This is a genomic window from Nakamurella sp. (genome assembly GCF_044224575.1).
GTDB lineage: Bacteria > Actinomycetota > Actinomycetes > Mycobacteriales > Nakamurellaceae > Nakamurella.
Map to the genome: position 1 here is coordinate 48,751 of NZ_JBGAKE010000008.1, position 19,312 is coordinate 68,062.

The 19,312-nt window shown below is 70.9% G+C and carries 21 protein-coding genes and 1 tRNA gene; 17 read left to right on the top strand and 5 right to left on the bottom strand.

What is annotated here, in order from left to right; translation table 11 throughout:
- Positions 1 to 50 precede the first annotated feature (50 nt).
- The gene (locus ACILSK_RS10935) at positions 51 to 1,130 is read left to right on the top strand and encodes an FKBP-type peptidyl-prolyl cis-trans isomerase (RefSeq protein ID WP_395727190.1); all 1,080 of its coding nucleotides are present in this window, start codon (positions 51 to 53) and stop codon (positions 1,128 to 1,130) included.
- 57 nt (positions 1,131 to 1,187) lie between these two features.
- Here the strand turns inward: ACILSK_RS10935 and ACILSK_RS10940 are convergent, their stop codons facing one another.
- Both ACILSK_RS10940 and ACILSK_RS10945 read right to left on the bottom strand, forming a co-directional pair.
- Positions 1,188 to 1,412, bottom strand: a complete 225-nt coding sequence (locus ACILSK_RS10940; protein WP_395727191.1) for a hypothetical protein — start codon at positions 1,410 to 1,412, stop codon at positions 1,188 to 1,190.
- Positions 1,409 to 2,569, bottom strand: coding sequence for an anion permease (locus tag ACILSK_RS10945; RefSeq protein WP_395727192.1), 1,161 nt, complete (start codon positions 2,567 to 2,569; stop codon positions 1,409 to 1,411). Before ACILSK_RS10945 ends, ACILSK_RS10940 begins: the two co-directional genes overlap by 4 nt.
- Before the next feature lie 152 nt (positions 2,570 to 2,721).
- Between ACILSK_RS10945 and ACILSK_RS10950 the strand changes: the two genes are divergently transcribed.
- From ACILSK_RS10950 to ACILSK_RS10975, 6 genes are all read left to right on the top strand, one after another.
- Positions 2,722 to 3,171, top strand: coding sequence for a MauE/DoxX family redox-associated membrane protein (locus tag ACILSK_RS10950; RefSeq protein ID WP_395727193.1), 450 nt, complete (start codon positions 2,722 to 2,724; stop codon positions 3,169 to 3,171).
- Positions 3,172 to 3,222: 51 nt separating this feature from the next.
- Positions 3,223 to 4,038, top strand: coding sequence for a DsbA family protein (locus ACILSK_RS10955; RefSeq protein ID WP_395727194.1), 816 nt, complete (start codon positions 3,223 to 3,225; stop codon positions 4,036 to 4,038).
- Positions 4,039 to 4,081: 43 nt separating this feature from the next.
- A tRNA-Ala gene (locus tag ACILSK_RS10960) sits at positions 4,082 to 4,154 on the top strand.
- A gap of 307 nt (positions 4,155 to 4,461) precedes the next feature.
- Positions 4,462 to 6,234, top strand: a complete 1,773-nt coding sequence (gene ctaD / locus ACILSK_RS10965) for a cytochrome c oxidase subunit I (RefSeq protein ID WP_395727195.1) — start codon at positions 4,462 to 4,464, stop codon at positions 6,232 to 6,234.
- Between the two features lie 3 nt (positions 6,235 to 6,237).
- The gene (serB, locus tag ACILSK_RS10970) at positions 6,238 to 7,437 is read left to right on the top strand and encodes a phosphoserine phosphatase SerB (protein WP_395727367.1); all 1,200 of its coding nucleotides are present in this window, start codon (positions 6,238 to 6,240) and stop codon (positions 7,435 to 7,437) included.
- Positions 7,438 to 7,453: 16 nt separating this feature from the next.
- Entirely contained in the window at positions 7,454 to 8,281 is an 828-nt protein-coding gene (locus tag ACILSK_RS10975) for a peptidyl-tRNA hydrolase (RefSeq protein ID WP_395727196.1), read from the top strand.
- Between the two features lie 4 nt (positions 8,282 to 8,285).
- Here the strand turns inward: ACILSK_RS10975 and ACILSK_RS10980 are convergent, their stop codons facing one another.
- Positions 8,286 to 10,208, bottom strand: a complete 1,923-nt coding sequence (locus ACILSK_RS10980; protein ID WP_395727197.1) for an alpha-amylase family protein — start codon at positions 10,206 to 10,208, stop codon at positions 8,286 to 8,288.
- A 194-nt stretch (positions 10,209 to 10,402) separates the two neighbouring features.
- Here ACILSK_RS10980 and ACILSK_RS10985 point away from each other — a divergent pair, with 194 nt between their 5' ends.
- The gene (locus ACILSK_RS10985) at positions 10,403 to 11,413 is read left to right on the top strand and encodes a LacI family DNA-binding transcriptional regulator (protein ID WP_395727368.1); all 1,011 of its coding nucleotides are present in this window, start codon (positions 10,403 to 10,405) and stop codon (positions 11,411 to 11,413) included.
- A 19-nt stretch (positions 11,414 to 11,432) separates the two neighbouring features.
- Here the strand turns inward: ACILSK_RS10985 and ACILSK_RS10990 are convergent, their stop codons facing one another.
- Both ACILSK_RS10990 and ACILSK_RS10995 read right to left on the bottom strand, forming a co-directional pair.
- The gene (locus ACILSK_RS10990; RefSeq protein ID WP_395727198.1) at positions 11,433 to 12,038 is read right to left on the bottom strand and encodes an isochorismatase family protein; all 606 of its coding nucleotides are present in this window, start codon (positions 12,036 to 12,038) and stop codon (positions 11,433 to 11,435) included.
- Positions 12,039 to 12,057: 19 nt separating this feature from the next.
- A complete protein-coding gene (locus ACILSK_RS10995) occupies positions 12,058 to 13,377 on the bottom strand; it encodes a nicotinate phosphoribosyltransferase (protein ID WP_395727199.1) in 1,320 nt (439 codons plus the stop codon).
- Between the two features lie 188 nt (positions 13,378 to 13,565).
- Between ACILSK_RS10995 and clpS the strand changes: the two genes are divergently transcribed.
- From clpS to rdgB, 9 genes are all read left to right on the top strand, one after another.
- Complete coding sequence (clpS, locus tag ACILSK_RS11000) at positions 13,566 to 13,853, top strand: ATP-dependent Clp protease adapter ClpS (protein WP_395727369.1); 288 nt, start codon at positions 13,566 to 13,568, stop codon at positions 13,851 to 13,853.
- A 4-nt stretch (positions 13,854 to 13,857) separates the two neighbouring features.
- The gene (locus ACILSK_RS11005; protein WP_395727200.1) at positions 13,858 to 14,403 is read left to right on the top strand and encodes a DUF2017 domain-containing protein; all 546 of its coding nucleotides are present in this window, start codon (positions 13,858 to 13,860) and stop codon (positions 14,401 to 14,403) included.
- A gap of 52 nt (positions 14,404 to 14,455) precedes the next feature.
- Positions 14,456 to 14,908 carry a Mov34/MPN/PAD-1 family protein gene (locus ACILSK_RS11010; RefSeq protein ID WP_395727201.1) on the top strand — a complete coding sequence of 151 codons (453 nt, stop codon included), beginning with the start codon at positions 14,456 to 14,458 and terminating at the stop codon, positions 14,906 to 14,908.
- Between the two features lie 69 nt (positions 14,909 to 14,977).
- Positions 14,978 to 15,304 carry a MoaD/ThiS family protein gene (locus tag ACILSK_RS11015; RefSeq protein ID WP_395727202.1) on the top strand — a complete coding sequence of 109 codons (327 nt, stop codon included), beginning with the start codon at positions 14,978 to 14,980 and terminating at the stop codon, positions 15,302 to 15,304.
- Between the two features lie 13 nt (positions 15,305 to 15,317).
- A complete protein-coding gene (locus tag ACILSK_RS11020) occupies positions 15,318 to 16,271 on the top strand; it encodes a PLP-dependent cysteine synthase family protein (RefSeq protein WP_395727203.1) in 954 nt (317 codons plus the stop codon).
- 79 nt (positions 16,272 to 16,350) lie between these two features.
- Complete coding sequence (locus ACILSK_RS11025) at positions 16,351 to 17,049, top strand: rhomboid family intramembrane serine protease (protein WP_395727204.1); 699 nt, start codon at positions 16,351 to 16,353, stop codon at positions 17,047 to 17,049.
- Between the two features lie 25 nt (positions 17,050 to 17,074).
- Positions 17,075 to 17,902 (top strand): glutamate racemase, encoded by an 828-nt coding sequence (gene murI, locus ACILSK_RS11030; protein ID WP_395727205.1) that lies wholly within the window; start codon positions 17,075 to 17,077, stop codon positions 17,900 to 17,902.
- A 25-nt stretch (positions 17,903 to 17,927) separates the two neighbouring features.
- Positions 17,928 to 18,668: a ribonuclease PH gene (gene rph, locus ACILSK_RS11035; RefSeq protein WP_395727206.1), complete on the top strand. Its 741-nt coding sequence runs from the start codon at positions 17,928 to 17,930 to the stop codon at positions 18,666 to 18,668.
- Positions 18,665 to 19,291 carry an RdgB/HAM1 family non-canonical purine NTP pyrophosphatase gene (gene rdgB / locus ACILSK_RS11040; RefSeq protein ID WP_395727207.1) on the top strand — a complete coding sequence of 209 codons (627 nt, stop codon included), beginning with the start codon at positions 18,665 to 18,667 and terminating at the stop codon, positions 19,289 to 19,291. The genes rph and rdgB overlap by 4 nt, the downstream gene beginning before the upstream one ends.
- Positions 19,292 to 19,312 lie beyond the last annotated feature (21 nt).

The window sequence follows — 19,312 nt, forward strand, 5'->3', positions numbered from 1 at the left end:
CAGTGCAACGGCTCCACCGACACCACCCCATCAGACTCCGAGGATGTTCGATGCGCGTCCGCGCCCTTGTCCTGGCCCTGCCCCTGGCGGTCGGCGTCCTGCTCGCCGGTTGCGGTTCCGGGGGCACGTCGACGCCGACGAGTTCATCGGCCACGACCACGCCGGCGACCCTGGGGCCGAGCGTCCCGCCGGCCACCGCCGTGGCCGCGGCGGTGCCCGCCGACCAGTTGCCGACCGCGAGCGGGGCGTTCGGCGAGAAGCCGACCCTCACCTTCCCGTCGACCGACCCACCACCCAGCCTGCAGCGGGTGATCCTGTCCGAGGGCACCGGTCCGGTCACCCAGAGCGGCGACTGGTTGATCACCAATTACCTCGGCCAGATCTGGGGCGGGGACGTCTTCGACAACTCCTACGACCGCGGGGCCACCTCGGCGTTCCAGATCGGCGTCGGCAAGGTGGTGCCGGGCTGGGACGTCGGCCTGGTCGGGGTCCCGGTCGGCAGCCGGGTGATGCTGTCCCTGCCGCCGGCGGACGGCTACGGGTCGGCCGGCAAGAGCGACGCCAAGATCGGTGGCACCGACACCCTGGTCTTCGTCGTCGACATCGTGAACGCCATCGGGCCCAATGCCGCCGGTCAGTCCGATGCCGAAGTGCAGCCCGCCCCCGCCAACGCGCCGCAGGTCAGCGGGGACCTGGGCGGACCGGCCACCATCACCGTGCCGGCCGGCACTCCCGAACCCACGACCCCGTCGGTGACCGTGCTGGCCAAGGGCACCGGTGCCCCGATCCAGCTCGGTCAGGTGCTGGTCCAGTACGCGGCGGTCACCTGGACCGGCGAGAACGCCGGATCCACCTGGACGGCCGATCCCGCGTCGGGCGCCCCGGCCCAGGGTCCGCAGGAGTTGCCGGTGGCCACCGGTGGCCCCTTCGAGGGCCTCGTCGGGGTACCTCTGGGCAGCCGGGTCCTGGTCCAGGTACCCGGGCAGACCGACCCGTCCTCCGGGCAGAGCCAGCCGGCGATCGCGGCCGTCGTCGACCTGCTGTACCAGACGACAGTCACCCCGGCGACGACGCCCAGCGGGTCGGCGCCGGCGAGCGCTGCGCCCAGCAGTGCCGCACCGACCAGCTGAGTCGGGCGGTGGAGGGGGCGCAGCCGACAGCTCCGGCCCCACCCGGGGCGGGCCGGGTCAGTGGAACGCGGGGACGATCAGGTAGATCCCGTACAGCGCGATGAGCCCGGCGACGCCGACGCAGGCGAAGCCGGCCATCCGCGCCACGATGTTGGGCCGCCCGCCACCGACCGGTTCGTGGGTCAGGGCCGCCACCCCGAGGGCGAAGATGCCGACGATGGAGATCGCGGCGACCACCGTGGTCACCGCGACCAGGGCCAGGGACGCCCAATCGATCTTCATCCGATCACCTCGGGGGAGCGGGCGGTCGGGTCGTCGCCGGGGTTGATGACCACGTCGCGGGAGTCGTTGACGTTGTCGGCCGACACCGGGGCCCGGCGGGAGATGGTGTAGATCGCCGCGGATCCGGCGACCAGTCCGGCGAACACGATCACCAGGCCGAGGGTGCCGGTTCCGGCGATCGCGGCGGCGATGGCGCCGGCCAGCGCGGCCGCCGGCAGCGTGAGCAACCAGCCGTAGACCATCCGGCGCGCGGTGCCCCAGCGGACGTCGGCGAGTTTCCGACCCACGCCGGAGCCCATGATGGACCCGGCACAGACCTGGGTGGTGGACAATCCGAACCCCATGTGTGACGACGCCAGGATGGCAGCGGCCGACGTGGTCTCGGCGGCCAGCCCCTGCGGGGAGGTGACCTCGACGATGCCCTTGCCCATCGTCCGCATGATCCGCCAACCACCCGAATAGGTGCCCAGCCCGATCGCCAACCCGGCCGTGACGATCACCCACACCTGTGGACCGGTGCCCGACTCCTGGTAGCCGGCCGTGATCAGCACCAGGGTGATGACGCCCATCGTCTTCTGGCCGTCGGAGGTGCCGTGGGCCAGTGCGATCATCGAGCCGGAGACGGTCTGCCCGCGGCGGAACCAGGAGACGGCGGGTTCCCGGTCGGCCCGGCGCATCCACCGGTACACCAGGTAGGTGGCCAGGCCCGCGGCCAGGCCGGCGACCAGCGGCGCCATGATCGCCGGCAGCACGATCTTCGACACGATCACGGAAAAGTTGACCCCGGCCGTCCCGGCACCGACCAGCACGGCCCCGATCAGGCCGCCGAACAGGGCGTGCGACGAGCTCGACGGGAGCCCGAAGAGCCAGGTCACCAGGTTCCACAGGATCGCGCCGACCAGACCCGCGAAGATCATCACCGGGGTGACGACGGCGTCGTTGACGATGCCGCCCGAGATCGTCTTCGCCACCTCGGTGGACAGGAAGGCCCCGATCACGTTCAAGATGGCCGCCACCAGCACCGCCACCCGCGGCGCAAATGCTCCCGTCGCGACCGACGTTGCCATGGCGTTGGCGCTGTCATGGAACCCGTTGGTGAAATCGAACACGAGCGCGGTCAGCACGACCAGCGCCACCACGAACAACGTCGTCGTCATCCAGGCCTTTCTTGGGCGAAGGGTTCAGGGTCGGTGCGTGGAGGGCGGGAGTTGTTGCGGAACCGAGAATGGCGAAATGGGATCGTTAGGGTGAACGGGTGACCAACACGCGGACAGTATCCCGAGGCGGGCGCATCCGCGACGTCCTAGGAGTGCTAGCCCGATTGATCCTGGCGGCGGTCTTCCTGGTCTCGGGGGCGATCAAGGCCTGGGACGCCCGGGAGACGATCGTGGCGGTCCGCGCCTACCAGTTGCTCCCGGAGTCGCTGGTCGGCACGGTGGCCGCGGTGCTGCCGTATTTCGAGATCGCCCTGGGCCTGTTGTTGCTGATCGGACTGGCGACCCGGCTGGCCGCGGTGCTCGCCGCGGTGGTCATGGTGATCTTCGTCGCCGCGGTGATCTCGGCGGCGGCCCGGGGCCTGTCGATCGACTGCGGGTGTTTCGGCGGCGGTGGTGAGGTGGCCGCGGGCCAGACTGCGTACACCGCGGAGATCCTTCGCGACCTGGCGCTGTTCCTGCTCGCCGGTTATCTGGTGATCCGGCCGGACACGCCGTTGTCGGTGGACCGGTTCGTGCATCGCCGTGCGGCCGACCCGGCATAGTGGTGACGGCGAGCCGGCGGCAGCGGCCCCGGCGACGGAGAGGACACGGCAGTGGCGCAATCGGGCGCGGGCAAGAACGGCAAGAACCAGGGTCAGGGGGGCAAGGGCTCCGCAAGCGGCCGGCAGTCCGTCGCCGCCGCCCGGCGATCCAGCCCGGGGAACAACCGCACCCAGCTGATCATCGGCGGCATCGCGATTGTCGTGATCATCGCGATCGTCGTGTTCGGGGTCATCCTGAACCGGCAGCAGACCGCCACCCAGGCCGAGGGCTACGGCGCCTCGACGCAGTCCGTGGCCACGGCCTCGGCCGACGGCGTGGTGACCGTGACCAAGCCCGGCAGCACCCCGAAGGCCACGATCGACGTCTACGAGGACGCTCTCTGCCCGGCCTGCGCCGAACTGGAACGGCAGTTCGGGCAGCAGATCAATCAGCAGCTGGACAACGGCAACCTCACCGTGAACTACCACATGGTCGACTTCCTGAACAAGGGTTCGCACTCGGGGGACTACTCGAGTCGCGCGGCCGGCGCGCTGCTGTGCGTCGCGCAGAACTCGGGCACCCAACCGGGCGTCTACATGGCCATGCACTCCGCGCTGTTCGCGCCGGCGAACCAGCCCGCCGAGAACGGGTCGACCGACCTGTCCAACCAGCAACTGGCCGACCTGGCCAAGACCGCGGGCGCCTCCGATCAGGCGCAGACCTGCATCTCGACCGGCGCGAACACCCAGGCCGCGGCGACCGCGGCAGCCGCGTTCATGACGAACCTCGGCACCATCACCGGCGGCCGGGCGGGCACTCCGACCGTCGTGCAGAACGGCGCGCCGGTGACCCTGAACTCCGATTGGCTGACCAAACTGGTGGGCTGATTAGGAACCGCTGCGGGAGCTTGGTAACCTGTTCCGGCAGCTTGGGGCTGTGGCGCAGCTGGTAGCGCACCACACTGGCAGTGTGGGGGTCAGGGGTTCGAGTCCCCTCAGCTCCACCCAAGTGGGCCGGTCGTTCCGTTCGGGACGGCCGGCCTTTTCTGTTGTGTCGGCGGTCCATGCGCACCGCACGGCGCTCGAGCCCATCGCGACGTTCGACGAACGGCCGGCCGCTGCCGCCCGCGATCTCGGCATCCCCGTCGTCGATCGAGGGCGCCCGGGCGGCAGTCCGAGCCCGGTCCGGGGAAACTCGGCCCCCCCTCGCGCAGTGTTCTACGCCTCGTCGGATTAAGCTCTGATGGTCACGTCATGGATGTGGCATGTGAACCGACCCCGAGCGTGCGCCGAACCGCTGGAGGCACCACTGTGACCGCAGTTGCACCCCGTCCCGTGGTGACCCGCCCGTACCCGGTGCAGCGGGCGCCGCGGGGGGCGAAGTTCCTGCAGTACCTGCACACCACCGACCCCAAGGTCCTCGGGGTCATGTACATCGCCACGTCGTTCGCCTGGTTCATGATCGGCGGCCTGATGGCGCTGTTCATGCGGGCCGAGCTGGCTCAGCCGGGCATGCAGTTCCTCGCGCCCGAGCAGTACAACCAGCTGTTCACCATGCACGGCACGATCATGCTGCTGTTCTATGCCACGGCCGTGGTGTTCGGCTTCGCCAACTTCGTCCTGCCGCTGCAGATCGGCGCGCCCGACGTGGCGTTCCCGCGGTTGAACGCGTTCTCCTACTGGCTGTACTTCTTCGGCGCGCTGATCGCGGCCTCCGGCTTCTTCACCCCGGGGGGCGCGGCCGCCTTCGGCTGGACCGCCTACGTGCCGCTCTCGCTGGCCGAGAACTCGCCCGGCGTCGGCGGCGACCTGTGGATCATGGGCCTGGCGGTGTCCGGCCTCGGCACCATCCTCGGTGGCGTCAACATGATCACCACGGTGATCTGCATGCGCGCCCCGGGCATGACGATGTGGCGCCTGCCGATGTTCACCTGGGCGATCTTCATCACCTCGATCCTGATCCTGATCGCGTTCCCGATCCTGACCGCGGCGCTGATGGGCATGGCGTCGGACCGGCATTTCGGCTCCCACGTGCTCGACCCGGCCAACGGCGGCGCGATCCTCTATCAACACCTGTTCTGGTTCTTCGGGCATCCCGAGGTGTACATCATCGCCTTGCCCTTCTTCGGCATCATCAGCGAGATCATCCCGGTGTTCAGCCGCAAGCCGCTGTTCGGCTACCGGGGCATGGTGTACGCCCTGATGGGTATCGCCGCGCTGTCGGTCGCGGTGTGGGCCCACCACATGTTCGCCACCGGTGCCGTGCTTTTGCCCTTCTTCAGTTTCATGACGTTCCTCATCGCCATTCCGACCGGCCTGAAGTTCTTCAACTGGATCGGCACGATGTGGCGGGGTCAGGTCAGCTTCGAGACGCCGATGCTGTTCGCGGCCGGCTTCCTGGTGACATTCCTGTTCGGCGGGCTGACCGGCGTCATCCTGGCCGCCCCGGCGCTGGACTTCCACGTGTCGGACTCGTACTTCGTGGTCGCGCACTTCCACTACGTGCTGTTCGGCACCATCGTGTTCGCCACCTACGGCGGCATCTACTTCTGGTTCCCGAAGATGACCGGGCGGTTCCTGGACGAGCGGCTCGGCCGGTTGCACTTCTGGACGACGTTCATCGGCTTCCACCTCACGTTCCTGGTGCAGCACTGGGTCGGCGACATGGGCATGCCCCGCCGTTACCCCGATTACCTGCCCAGCGACGGCTTCACCACGCTGAACACGGTGTCCACCATCGGCGCCTTCGTGCTCGGCTTCTCGACCATCCCGTTCATCTGGAACGTGATCCGGTCGTGGCGGTACGGCGAGATCACCACCGCGGACGATCCTTGGGGCTACGGCAACTCGCTGGAGTGGGCGACGAGTTCACCGCCGCCGCGGCACAACTTCAAGTCGTTGCCGCGCATCCGGTCCGAACGCCCGGCGTTCGAACTGCACCACCCGTACATGGTCGATCGGATGCGGACCGAGGCGCACCCGCACCGGGGGTGGAAGGCGCTGGACGAGGCCGAGTCCAGCCCGCATCTGAAAATTCCGGAGGGCGAGGGATCCGGTTCCGCGTCCGCGCCGTTCGGCGGGTGAGCGCTGTCCACGGTTCTGGTCACGGTCACCGGGCATGACCGGCCCGGTGTCACCGGTGAGTTGTTCACCGCGCTGGCCACTCACAGCGTCGAGGTGCTCGACATCGATCAGGCGGTCATCCGCGGGCAGCTGACCCTCGGTGTGCTGGTCCGCACGCCCGAGAGCGCCGAGCCGATCAAGGCCGATGTCGAACGGGCGATGCGGTCGATGGGGATGACCGTGCGGGTCGGCGTCGATCAGCCCGAGGACGAGATCCGGCGCAGCGCCACGCATGCGATCGTCGTGCTCGGCCGGCCGCTGCAGGCGACCGCGATCGGCGAGCTGGCCCTGCGCTTCGGCACGCTGGGCGTCAACATCGAGTCGATCCGGCGGATCGCCGACTACCCCGTCACCGGCCTGGAACTCACCGTCAGCGCTCCCGAGGACGATGCGCTGCGCTCGGCCGTGATCGACGTCGCCGCGGCCGCCGGGGTGGACATCGCGGTCGAGCGGATCGGCATCGCCCGGCGGGCCAAGCGGCTCATCGTCTTCGACGTGGACTCCACGCTGATCACCGGTGAGGTGATCGAGATGCTGGCCGACCACACCGGCACCCGGTCCAAGGTCGAGGAGATCACCGCGGCGGCGATGCGCGGCGAGCTCGACTTCGCCGAGTCGCTGCGCGCCCGGGTGTCCATGCTGGCCGGCCTGGACGCCGCCGTGCTCGATCAGGTCGCCGCTTCGTTGGTGCTCACCCCCGGCGCCCGCACCACGATCCGGACGCTGAAACGGTTGGGTTTTCGCTGCGGCGTCGTGTCCGGCGGGTTCACCCAGGTGATCAGCCACCTGGTGACCGAACTCGACCTCGACTTCGCGGCCGCGAACACCCTGGAGGTCCGCGACGGCCGGCTGACCGGCCGGGTGGTCGGCGAGATCGTCGATCGGCCCGGGAAGGCGCAGGCCCTGGCCCGGTTCGCCGCGCAGCACGGGGTGGGCCTGGCCCAGACCGTCGCGGTCGGCGACGGCGCCAACGACATCGACATGCTGTCCGCGGCCGGCCTGGGCATCGCGTTCAACGCCAAGCCGGTGGTCGCCGGGTTCGCCGACACCACGCTCAACCAGCCGTTCCTGGACCCGGTCCTGTTCATCCTGGGCATCTCGCGCGACGAGATCGAGGCCGCGGACGCCGCCGACGGCACGTTGCGTCGGGTGCCGTTGGAGTGAGCACGGTGAGGGCGGCATGAGCGAGGCTTCGGTGCTTTCCCCGCTGGCCGACCGGTACGGGCACTGGCTGGGGCTGGACGCCGCGCAGGTCGTTCTCGACCGGGCGGAGGCGGCGCAGGACGTCCGGGCCATGCAGCTGATCCTGCGGATGGAGCGGGCCGACCCGCCGTCGTGGCACCGGGCCGTGGCGCTGGCCGCCGGGGTGGCCGCCGCCATCTGCCTCGACCCGCGCAGCGAACCCGGCGGCGAATGGCACGACGCCGTCGCCGCCTACATCGGCGGCCACATCCGTAAGGTGACCCGGCGGGCCCGCGGCGCGCACTGGACCGCGGTCCAGGGCCTGCCCGGGATCACGGTGACGGACGCCGGCACCCAGGTGCGGGCGCTGGTACCCGGCCCGGTGGCCGAGCTGGATCCGCGGGTCTCCCGGCTGCAGGTCGGCGGCACCGACGTGCCGCCGGACGAACCGACGGCCCCCGCGGTGTCGGATTCGGCCCCGTCGACCGACAAGCGCGGCCGGCTCCGCCTGTGGGTGCCGACGGCCCTGCCGATGACCGTCGGGAAGGCGATGGCGCAGGCGGGCCACGCCGGCATGATCGGCGCGGCCCTGCTCGGTCGCGACGGGCCGGCCGGCCGGACCCGGCTCGACCGGTGGCGCGACGCCGGCTACCCGGTCCGGGTCCGCCGGGTCGACGACGCGGAGTGGGCGGCCCTGGGCGAACCGCTGCGGCGGGACCAGGCGACCGCCTGGACCGGACGCAGCCTGCTGGCCGTCCGGGACGCCGGCTTCACCGAGGTGGCCCCGGGCACGGTCACCGTGCTCGCCCGCGCCCCGGGCAGCTGACTGCTCAGTCCCGCACCAGCCACCGCACGGCGTAGGGATGCAGCCAGATGTTGCCGTCGGGGCCGGGGAAGACCTGCTCGCCCGACAGCGCGTCCCGGGCCCCGACCAGGCCGTACTCGGCCAGGCGCGATCCCGGGAAGGCGCGCCAACTGCCGGTCACGTTGAACAGTTCCAGCAATGGGCCGAGCGGATGCCGGCGCAGCACGGGCAGCACGCCCGGGTCGGACAGGGCCGGGATCTCGGCGGCCACGGACGCCTCGAGGTGCGGCAGCGCCGACCGCGCGGCCGCCAGGTGCCGCAGGCCGGCGAAGACGCGCCCGGGGACGGTGGTGAGGTCGTGTCGCATTGCCGCCCGGTCCCAGTCCATCCGGGGCCGGTGCGCCCACCGGTTGTCACTCTCGTGGCCGGGCTCGGACGCCCAGTCCGGGTCGTTGGACATGGCGATCTCATCCCCCATCCAGATCACCGGGATGCCGCCCCAGCCCATGATGATCGCGTGCGCCAGGTAGAGCCGGCCCACCACCAGGTCGACGTCGGCCGGTGAACCGGCCGTGTCCAGGCCGACCAGGCTCGCCGCCGACCCGCTGATCCGCCGGTCGCCGGTGTCCGGGTTCTCCTGGAACACCAGGCCCCGCGCCGGTGACCCCGGAAAGCTGCCGGAGTACCAGTCGGACAGGAACCGCTGGTGCTCGAACCCGTTCAGGCCGACTGCCGCCGCATCGGCCGCGTCGATGGCCCAGCCGATGTCGTCGTGACAGCGGACGTAGGTGACCCAGGTGGTCGTGGTGGGCACCGGCGGGATGGCCCGCAGCGCATGCGCGGCCAACGACGCGTCGCCGGCCGCCAACGTCGACCAGATCTGCACCATCAGGCTGTTGTGGTAGGCGATGTCGCTGACCTTGCCGTGGTGCGCGCCCTGACCCAGGTAGTGCACCAGATCCTGCGGGGCGACGATCGCCTCGGCCTTGAACAGGACGGCCGGGCACGCGATCCGGGCGACCGCGCGCAGCGCCTGGGTGATCGCGTGCACCTCCGGCTGATTCTGGCAGTTGGTCCCCAGGCGCTTCCAGACGAACGCGATGGCATCCAGCCGCAGGACCTGCACGCCCTGATTGGCCAGGAACAGGATGACGTCGGCGTACTCGGCGAAGACGTCCGGATTGGTCCAGTTGACGTCCCACTGCCAGGTGTTGAACGTGGTCCACACCCAACCGTCGAGGTCCGCGGAATGGCTGAAGCTGCCCGGGGCGAAATCCGGGAACACCTCGGGCAGGGTCCGTTCGTAACGGTCGGGCTCCGTCCGGTCGGGATAGACGTAGAAATAGTCGCGATAGTGCGGGTCGCCGTCGCGGGCGGCCCGGGCCCAGGCGTGCTCGGCGGCGACATGGTTGAGGACCAGGTCCATCACCAGGCTGATGCCGGCGGCGCGCAGTTCGGCGGCCAGCGTGCGCAGATCCGCCATCGTGCCCAGGTCGGTGCGGACCCGCCGATAGTCCGCGACCGCGTAGCCGCCGTCGCTGTCCCCGTCCCGCGGCTGCAGCAGCGGCATCAGGTGCAGGTAGGTGACGCCGAGCTCGCGCAGGTAGCCGATCTTGTCGATGAGCGCCGCGAGGTCGCCCGCGAAGCGCTCGGTATAACAGGCGTAGCCGAGCATCGACTCGTCCTGGAACCAGGCCGGGTCCAGCGTGCGCTGCAGATCGAGCCGGTGCAGCTCGGGATCCCGTTCGCCGAACGCGGTGGCCGCGATCCGGACCAGCCGGCGCTCGAGGTCGGTGGCCCGCTCACCGCCGTACACCGCGGTCAGCGCATCGTCCAGGTCCTGCCACCAGCGGTCGAGCCGCAGCCCGAACAGTTCCTGCTGGTGTCGTGGCCGACCCTGCAGAATCGCCTGAGCCTCGGCGTGCATGTCGGCAGGCGCGGTTCGCATGGCGAGATTGTGCCTGATGTCTTGCCGCGGGGCCGTTTGTGGTTGTGCCCACACGCAGGACCCGGCTCGGCCGCGCTGAACCGATTTGGCATCCCCACCCCGCCGACCTGCGGTGGCCGACGTCGCCGCGGAATGTAAAGGTCGTCCCATGGACAGGACTCCGCGCGATGGTTGATCGGTTGCGCCGCCCCACCATGAACGATGTGGCGAGGGCCGCCGGCGTCAGCCTCAAATCGGTGTCCAGGGTGATCAACGACGAAGTGGGTGCCTCCCCGGAGACCCGGGAGCGGGTACTGGCGGCCGCCGCCAAGCTGGGCTACCGGCGCAACGACGCCGCGCACGCGCTCCGCCGTTCGGACGGTCGGTCCGCGTCGGTCGGCCTGGTGCTGGAGGATGTCAGCAACCCGTTCGCGGCGGTGCTGAACCGGTCCGTCGAGCGGGTCGCGAGCGCGGAGGGCAGCCTGGTCCTGGCGGTCAGCACCAACGCCGATCCCGATCGCGAGGAGTACCTGATCCACCGGCTGCTGGCCCGGGCGGTGGACAGCCTGATCATCATGTCCTGCCGGCGGGACCATTCCTTCCTCGAACCCGAGGTGCACCGCGGGTTGCCGGTGGTGTTCATCGACCGCCCACCGCGCAAGCTGGCCGCCCCGACGGTCCGGGTCGCCAACGGCCGCGGCGGGTACGACGCCACCGCCCACCTGATCGCGCACGGCCACCGCCGCATCGCGTTCCTGGGCAGCCGGCCCGGCCTGTACACCGCGGAGGAACGCCAACGGGGCTGGGCCCGGGCTCTGCGGGAGGCCGGAGTCACCCCTGACCCGGCCCTGGTCTGGCGGGGCCGGACCCAGATCCCCGGCGACGCCAGCCAGGCCGAACTGGCCATGGCGGCCATGCTCGACCTGCCCGACCCGCCCACCGCCGTCTTCGCCGCGCAGAACCTGCTGGCCGTCGGGGTGACCGCCGAGCTGCGCCGCCGCGACTTGCAGCATCGCTTCGCCGTGGTCGGGTTCGACGATCTGGCGCTGGCCGAGGTGATCGACCCACCGCTGACCGTGATCGCGCAGGACCCCGAGGGGATCGGCCGGATCGGCGCCGAGGCGGTGTTCGGGGCGCTGGCCGGAGCACCCCTGACCAAGGATGTGGTCCTGCCGGTCCAGCTCGTCGTCCGGGGGTCGGGGGAGATCCCCGGGCCGTTCGCCTGAGCGGGCTCGTGCCGCCCGCTCAGCCGGCCTCGATCACCTCGACGCCGGCTTCCCGCATGGCTTCGACGGCGGCCTCGGTGTCGCCGGGGTTCAGCTCGACGAACCGGGTCAGCGCCAACGGCACGGTCGCCCGGTAGCCGAGCCGGACCGCGTCGATCGCGGTCGACTTGACGCACCAGTCGCCGGCCAGCCCGACGACGGTGACGGCCATGATCCCGTTCTCGTCCAGGATGGCGGACAGCTCGGTCTCCCGGTCCTGGCCGGTCGGCAGGTGCAGCACGGAGAAACCGCTGTACCCGTCCTCCGGACCGGAGCCCTTGTGCACGACCGGCCCGTCGACCTTGATCCCGGGCAGGAACTCGGCGCCGCCCGAGTCGATGACACAGTGCACCGGCCACAGCCCGCCGTGTTCGGCGAAGTGCGGGGTGACCTCCGGATGCCAGTCGCGGGTGTAGACGACCAGCTGACCGGCGGCCAGGGCCTCCTCGATCGCGGTGTTGATCGGTTCGACGATGTCCTCGCCGCCCCGCACGTACAACGACCCGTTCGGGTGGCCGAAGTCGTGCTGCATGTCGACCACGACCAGGGCGTGGTCCGGGCCGGTGGTCCAGGTTGACGTGCTCATCGTGTCCCCGTTCGGTGCGTCAGCTGGGTGGTTCGGTCAATTGGGTGCTCGGGATGGCCGGTTCGCCCTCGGCGAGGGTCAGACCCTCCCAGGGCAGGGTGGTCAGGGCCCGGCGCAGGTGCTCGCGTCCGCCGGCCAGGTCCGGCAGACCCGGTACCGGTCGTCCGCCGCGGACGAGGGCTACCGGCACGACCCGGTCGTGCGGTCCGGCGGCGGCGCGGGCATCCTCCTCGGTGCCGCGGAAGATGACCTCCTCGGTCACCGTGCCGCTGGACTTTGCCCGCCGGACCACCGACTTGCGGCCGCCGTGCGACACCTTGTCCTTGCTCCGCTTCTCGACCGGGCGACCGTCGACCTCCACCAGCTTGTAGACCATCCCGGCGGTGGGCGCGCCGGAACCGGTGACCAGCGAGGTGCCCACGCCGTACACGTCGACGGGGTCGGCCCGCAGCGCGGCGATGGCGTACTCGTCCAGGTCGCCGGACAGGACGATCTTGGTACCGCTCGCGCCCAATCCGTCCAGCTGACGCCGGGCCGCCCGGGTGAGGACGGCCAGGTCGCCCGAGTCGATCCGGACGGCCCCGAGGTCGGGGCCGGCGACCTTGACCGCGGTCTCGATGCCCTGGGTGATGTCGTACGTGTCGACCAGCAACGTGGTGCCGACGCCGAGCGTGGCGACCTGGGACGCGAAGGCCGCCTCCTCGGTGTCGTGCAGCAGGGTGAACGCGTGCGCGGCGGTGCCCGCGGTTGGCAGTCCGTACCGGCGACCCGCCTCCAGGTTCGAGGTCGCCGAGAACCCGGCCAGCCAGGCCGCCCGGGCCGCGGCGACGGCCGCCTCCTCGTGGGCGCGTCGGGTGCCCATCTCGATCAGTGGGCGATCCCCGGCCGCCGAGACCATCCGCGCGGCCGCCGCGGCGATCGCGCAGTCGTGGTTCAGCACGGACAGGACCAACGTTTCCAGGATGACCGCGTTGCCGAACGTGCCCGTGATGGTGAGCACGGGGGAACCCGGGAAGAACAGTTCGCCCTCGGGGTAGCCGTCGATGTCCCCGTCGAACCGGTAGCCGGCGAGGTAGTCGATCGTCGCCGGGTCCAGGAACGGCTGCAACCCGGCCAGCTCGGCGTCGCCGAACGTGAAGTCGGCCACGGCCTCGATCAACCGGCCGACCCCGGCGACCACGCCGTACCTGCGGCCCGGCGGCAGTCGCCGGGCGAAGGTCTCGAAGACGCAGTGCCGGGCGGCGGTTCCGTCCGCGAGTGCGGCGGCGAGCATGGTCAGCTCGTACCGATCGGTGAACAGGGCGGTGGACCCGACAGTGGACCCGGTGCGGGGGTGCATCCTTGGAGCCTAGGTCCGCCGATCGGGCAAGGCCGTCATCGGTACCGCTCGGCGCGCGTCCGCGGGGATGTCCAGACATCGGCCCGGGCCGTTGGCCGGCGCGCGGATCGGTGCGAAAATGAGGGCGTGGGTGGCGTGGGCAACTGTCGGAGGTCGGGTCGGTGACGAGCACGGGACCCGGTGGGGTGATGACCGCGCCCGCGCCGGAGAAGACCGGTTCGTCCGAGACCGTGCTGGCGCCGGACGTGCCCTGGGTGACCATCGTGTGGAACGACCCGGTCAATCTGATGTCGTACGTCACCCTGGTGTTCCAGAAGCTGCTCGGCCATCCGCGGCCCAAGGCCGAGGCGCTGATGCTGGACGTGCACCACAAGGGTCGGGCGACGGTGTCCAGCGGGCCGCGGGAGAAGATGGAGGCCGACGTCGCCAAGCTGCAGGCGGCCGGTCTCTGGGCGACGATGGCCCGGGACAGCTGACCGCGTGCGTCCCTTCCACCGCCGTTTCGGCAAGTACAGCGCCTCCTTCGAGCCGGCCGAGGCGTCGCTGATCGCCGACCTCGTCGACCAGATCCGGCAACTGCTCGCGGACCGCCGCGCCGAGGCGCCGACCGACCCGCTGGTCCAGCTCACGGGCATGACGATGGGTCCGGACAGCAAGCCGGCCGATCCGGCGGTCGCCCGGCTGCTGCCCGACTTCCACGCCGACGACGCCCGGCTCTCGTCCGGGCTGCGCGTGTTGCACGAACCCGAGTTGATCGCCGCCAAGGACGCCGCGGCCGTCACGCTGCTCGATTCGTTGCCGCGCGGCGGCGGTCCGGTGCGACTGGACGACGAGGCGGCCGCGGCCTGGATGGCCGCCCTGAACGACGTGCGGCTGGCCCTCGGGGTGCGGCTGGAGATCACCGAGGACGACACCCCGCCGCCCGGCGTCGACGTCCCGGACAGCCCGCAGGCGGCAATGTACGCCACCTACCGCTGGCTGTCCGCGGTGCAGGACTCGCTGGTCAGCGCGATGTTGGACGCCTGAGCGGCGCTGCCCGCCGACCTCCCGCCGGCTCGCCGGCCATTAGGCTGTCCGGGTGCTGCGCATCCCCGCCGCGATGATCGACGAGATCGTCGCCCATGCCCGGGCCGACCATCCGGACGAGGCCTGCGGCATCGTCGCCGGGCCGGCCGGCTCGGATACGCCGACCCGGTTGGTTCGAATGCTCAACGCCGAACGTTCGCCCACCTTCTACCGATTCGATTCGGGCGAGCAGTTGCGGCTGTACCGCCAACTGGACGCGGCCGACGAGGAGGTGATCGTCGTCTATCACTCGCACACGGGCACCGAGGCCTATCCGAGCCGCACCGACATCTCCTACGCGGGCGAACCGCAGGCCCACTACCTGCTGGTCTCCACCCGGGAGCCGGACGAGGAGGAGATCCGGTCGTACCGGATCGTGGACGGCGTGGTCAGCGAGGAACCGGTGGAAATCATTCCCGCCCGATCCGACGTTGCAGAAGAGGGCGTTCGCGTCCGTCACAATTGATCCGATCTGAGAACCGATGAACCGCACGACGACCTCGCCCGCTGCCGGGCGCGAACAAGGAGTTTCCCCATGAGTGTTTCGGTGTCCGTGCCGACGATCCTGCGTCCGGTCACCAAGGGGGAGAAGACCGTCTCCGCCGAGGGTGCCACCCTGGCCGAGGTGATCTCCGACCTGGACAGCCGCTACACCGGGCTCGGTGACCGGCTGATCAAGAACGGTTCGCTGCACCGGTTCGTCAACGTCTACGTCAACGACGAGGACGTGCGGTTCACCGGTGGCCTGGAGACCGCGATCGCCGAGGGCGACAACGTGACGATCCTGCCCGCCGTCGCCGGAGGCGACAATCGGGCGACTGTCGCCGACGACAGTCGGGCGACTGCCGCCGGCGACCACTGACGCCGTCGAACACATGACTCGGTACGCCAGCCTGGTCGACGCGGTCGGTGGGACCCCGCTCGTCGGCCTGCCCCGGTTGTCGCCGACCCCGTCGGTGCGGCTGTGGGCCAAGCTGGAGGACCGCAATCCGACGGGCTCGATCAAGGACCGCCCCGCGCTGGCCATGGTTGCCCGCGCGGAGCGCGCCGGCCGGTTGCGGCCCGGCTGCACGGTCATCGAGCCGACCAGCGGCAACACCGGCATCTCGTTGGCGATGGTGTGCCGGGTCAAGGGGTACCGGCTGATCTGCGTCATGCCCGAGAACACCTCGGAGGAACGCAAGCTGCTGCTCCGGGCCTACGGGGCGCAGATCATCTCCTCGCCGGCCGCGGGCGGCTCGAACGCCGCGGTGGCGATGGCCAAGGAACTGTCCGCCGACCACCCCGACTGGGTCATGCTTTACCAGTACGGCAATCCGGACAATGCGCTGTCACATTACGAGACGACCGGGCCCGAACTGCTGGCCGATCTGCCCACCATCACGCACTTCGTGGCCGGCCTGGGCACCACCGGCACGCTGATGGGGGTGGGCCGGTTCCTCCGGGAGAAGGTGCCGGACGTCTCGATCGTCGCGGCCGAGCCGCGCTACGGCGAGCTGGTCTACGGGCTGCGCAACCTGGAGGAGGGCTTCGTCCCCGAGCTGTACGACGCGTCCGTGCTGACCTCGCGCTTCTCCGTCGGACCGGACGACGCGGTCCGCCGGACCCGGGAACTGCTGGAGGTCGAGGGCATCTTCGCCGGCATCTCCACCGGCGCGATCCTGCATGCCGCGTTGGGCATCGCCGCCCGGGCCGTCCGGGACGGCGTCGAGGCGGACATCGCGTTCGTGGTCTGTGACGGCGGGTGGAAGTACCTGTCCACCGGGGTGTACGACGCGGGCGACGACGCGCTCGCCGCGACCGGCCTGGAGGGGCAGCTCTGGGCCTGAGCCGGCGGAGCTTGTCAGGACCCTGACGGTCAGGGTTTCCCCGGATTCCCGGGCGAGCGGCGGTCCGTAGCCTGGTGGTATGACCTCGCCGTCGCAATTCGGCTCGTCCGGTTCCTACGTACCCCCCGGCTACGGCGTCACGCCGGCCGGGTCGGCCGCCCCGGCCACGAAGAAGGTTCTCCCGGAGAATCTGCGGACCGCGATCATCGTGGTCGGCTCGCTGGCCCTGGTGATGGTCGTCGTGCAGACCGTCAACTGGGCGATGGACTACCGCCTGGACCAGTTCGGCATCGAGCCGCGCAGCTGGTCCGGTCTGTGGGGCGTGCTGGCCGCGCCGCTGATCCACGGGTCCTGGGCGCACCTGTGGTCCAACCTGGTGCCGCTGGCGATCATGGGGGTGCTGATCACCGTCGGCGGACTGCGGCAGTTCTTTGCCGTGACCGTGCTGGTCTGGCTGGTCTCCGGGTTGGGCGTGTGGCTGGTCGCGCCGGCCGCCAGCGTCACCGTCGGCGCCTCCGGTGTCGTCTTCGGGTGGCTGACCTTCCTGATCGTCCGCGGCATCTGGACCCGGACCTGGCAGCACATCCTGCTCGGCCTGGTCCTGCTCGTGCTGTACGGCAGCCTGTTCTGGACCGGCATCGTGCGGGTGGCGGCCTCGGACATTACCGGTGTGGTCACCGTGTCGTGGCAGGCGCACCTGTTCGGCGCGCTCGGCGGGGTGCTGGCCGCGTTCATCGTCGGCCGGGCCGACCGGCAGCGGCGGGCGGTCGCCGCCTGATGCGTCCCGGCGGTAGCGTCGGGGCGTGAGTGCTGTCGTCAGTCCGGATGTGACCGCGCCGATCGGCATCTTCGACTCCGGGGTGGGGGGGCTGACCGTCGCCCGGGCGATCATCGACCAGTTGCCGGGGGAGCGGGTCCGGTATGTCGGGGACACCGCGAACGGCCCGTACGGTCCGCTGCCCATCGCCGAGGTGCGCCGGCACGCCCTGGCGGTCGGTGACCGGCTGGTCGACAGCGGGGTCAAGATCCTGGTCATCGCGTGCAACACGGCCTCGGCGGCGTGCCTGGCCGACGCCCGTGAGCGGTACGACGTGCCTGTCGTCGAGGTGATCCGGCCGGCCGTCCGGCGGGCGGTCGCGGCAACCCGGACCGGCGAGGTCGGCGTCATCGGCACCTCGGCCACCATCGCCTCCGGTGCCTACCAGGACGCGTTCGACGTCAACCCCGGCATCACGGTGCATGCGGTCGCCTGCCCGTCGTTCGTCGACTTCGTCGAGCGGGGCATCACGTCGGGCCGGCAGGTCATCGGGCTGGCCCAGGCCTATCTGGGGCCGTTGCAGCGCACCGGCCTGGACACGCTGGTGCTGGGCTGCACCCACTACCCGTTGCTGACCGGCGCGTTGTCGCTGGTGATGGGGGACGGGGTCACGCTGGTCTCCAGCGCGGACGAGACCGCCAAGGACGTCTACCGCAAGCTGACCGAGCTGGACCTGCTGGCGCCCGGTACGGAGCCCGTCGCCCCGCACGAGTTCCTGGCCACCGGGGACCCCGCGCCGTTCACCAAGCTGGGCAAGCGCTTCCTCGGACCCGAGATCGGGTCGGTGGTCGAGCTGGGCGCATCGGTCGGCTGATCCGGCGGCCAACTAGCCTGCCTGTATGACCCGAGCAGACGGCCGCGCCGACACCGAACTTCGCCCAGTCACTTTCACCCGCGGGTTCCAGCAGCACCCGGCGGGTTCGGTGCTGGTCGAATTCGGCGGCACCAAGGTGCTTTGCGCGGCGTCGGTCACCACCGGCGTGCCTCGCTGGCGCAAGGGCTCCGGCCTGGGCTGGCTCACCGCCGAGTACGCCATGCTGCCGTCGGCGACGCACGAGCGCAGCGACCGGGAATCGGTCAAGGGACGGGTCGGCGGCCGCACGCACGAGATCTCCCGACTGGTCGGCCGGTCCCTGCGCGCCTGTCTGGACCTGCGCTCGCTCGGGGAGAACACCATCGCGGTGGACTGCGACGTGCTGCAGGCCGACGGTGGCACCCGCACCGCGGCCATCACCGGGGCGTACGTGGCGCTGGCCGATGCGGTGGCCTGGCTGCGCGAACGAGGCCAACTCGCCGACCCGCAGCCGCTGTCGTGCCAGATCGCCGCGGTGTCGGTGGGTGTTGTCGGCGGCCGGGTCCGGCTGGACCTGCCGTACGAGGAGGACGCGCGCGCCGAGGTGGACATGAATGTGGTGGCCACGGACGTCGGCACGCTGGTCGAAGTGCAGGGGACCGCGGAGGGCGCGACGTTCTCCCGCTCCACCCTCGACTCGATGTTGGACAGCGCGCTGGCCGGCATCGCCACCCTCGCCGAGCTGCAGCGGGCCGCGCTGGCCCGGCCCATCGGCGGGTCGGCGTGACGGCCGGCCCCGTGCAGGTGGTGCTGGCCACCCGCAACGCGAAGAAGCTCGGCGAGCTGCGCCGCATCCTCGGTGACGACGTGCGAGTGCTCGGCCTGGCCGACGTACCCGCCTTCGAGGAGCTGCCGGAGACCGGCGCGACGTTCGAGGAGAACGCCGCCGACAAGGCCCGGCAGGCGGCCCGGGAGACGAGCGAGATCGCGCTGGCCGACGATTCCGGGCTGGCCGTGGACGCGTTGAACGGGATGCCCGGGGTGCTGTCCGCGCGGTGGTCGGGACGGCACGGTGACGACCCGGCCAATACCGCGCTGCTCCTCGGTCAGCTCGCCGACGTGCCCGACGAGCGGCGCGGCGCCGCGTTCATCTGCGCGCTGGCCCTGGCCACCCCGGGCGGCGAGGTGCAGGTGCTGCGCGGCGAGTGGCGAGGCCGGATCGGCCGAGCGGCCGTGGGCACGAACGGGTTCGGTTACGACCCGGTCTTCATCCCGGCGGAGAGCGACGCGGGCGGCGACGGCCGGACCTCGGCACAACTGAGCCCGGCCGAGAAGGACGAACTGTCCCATCGCGGCCGGGCTCTGCGGCTGATGCTGCCGATTCTGCGTCGGCAGCTGAATCCGGCGTGACGAACCGCCCGCCGGATTCGC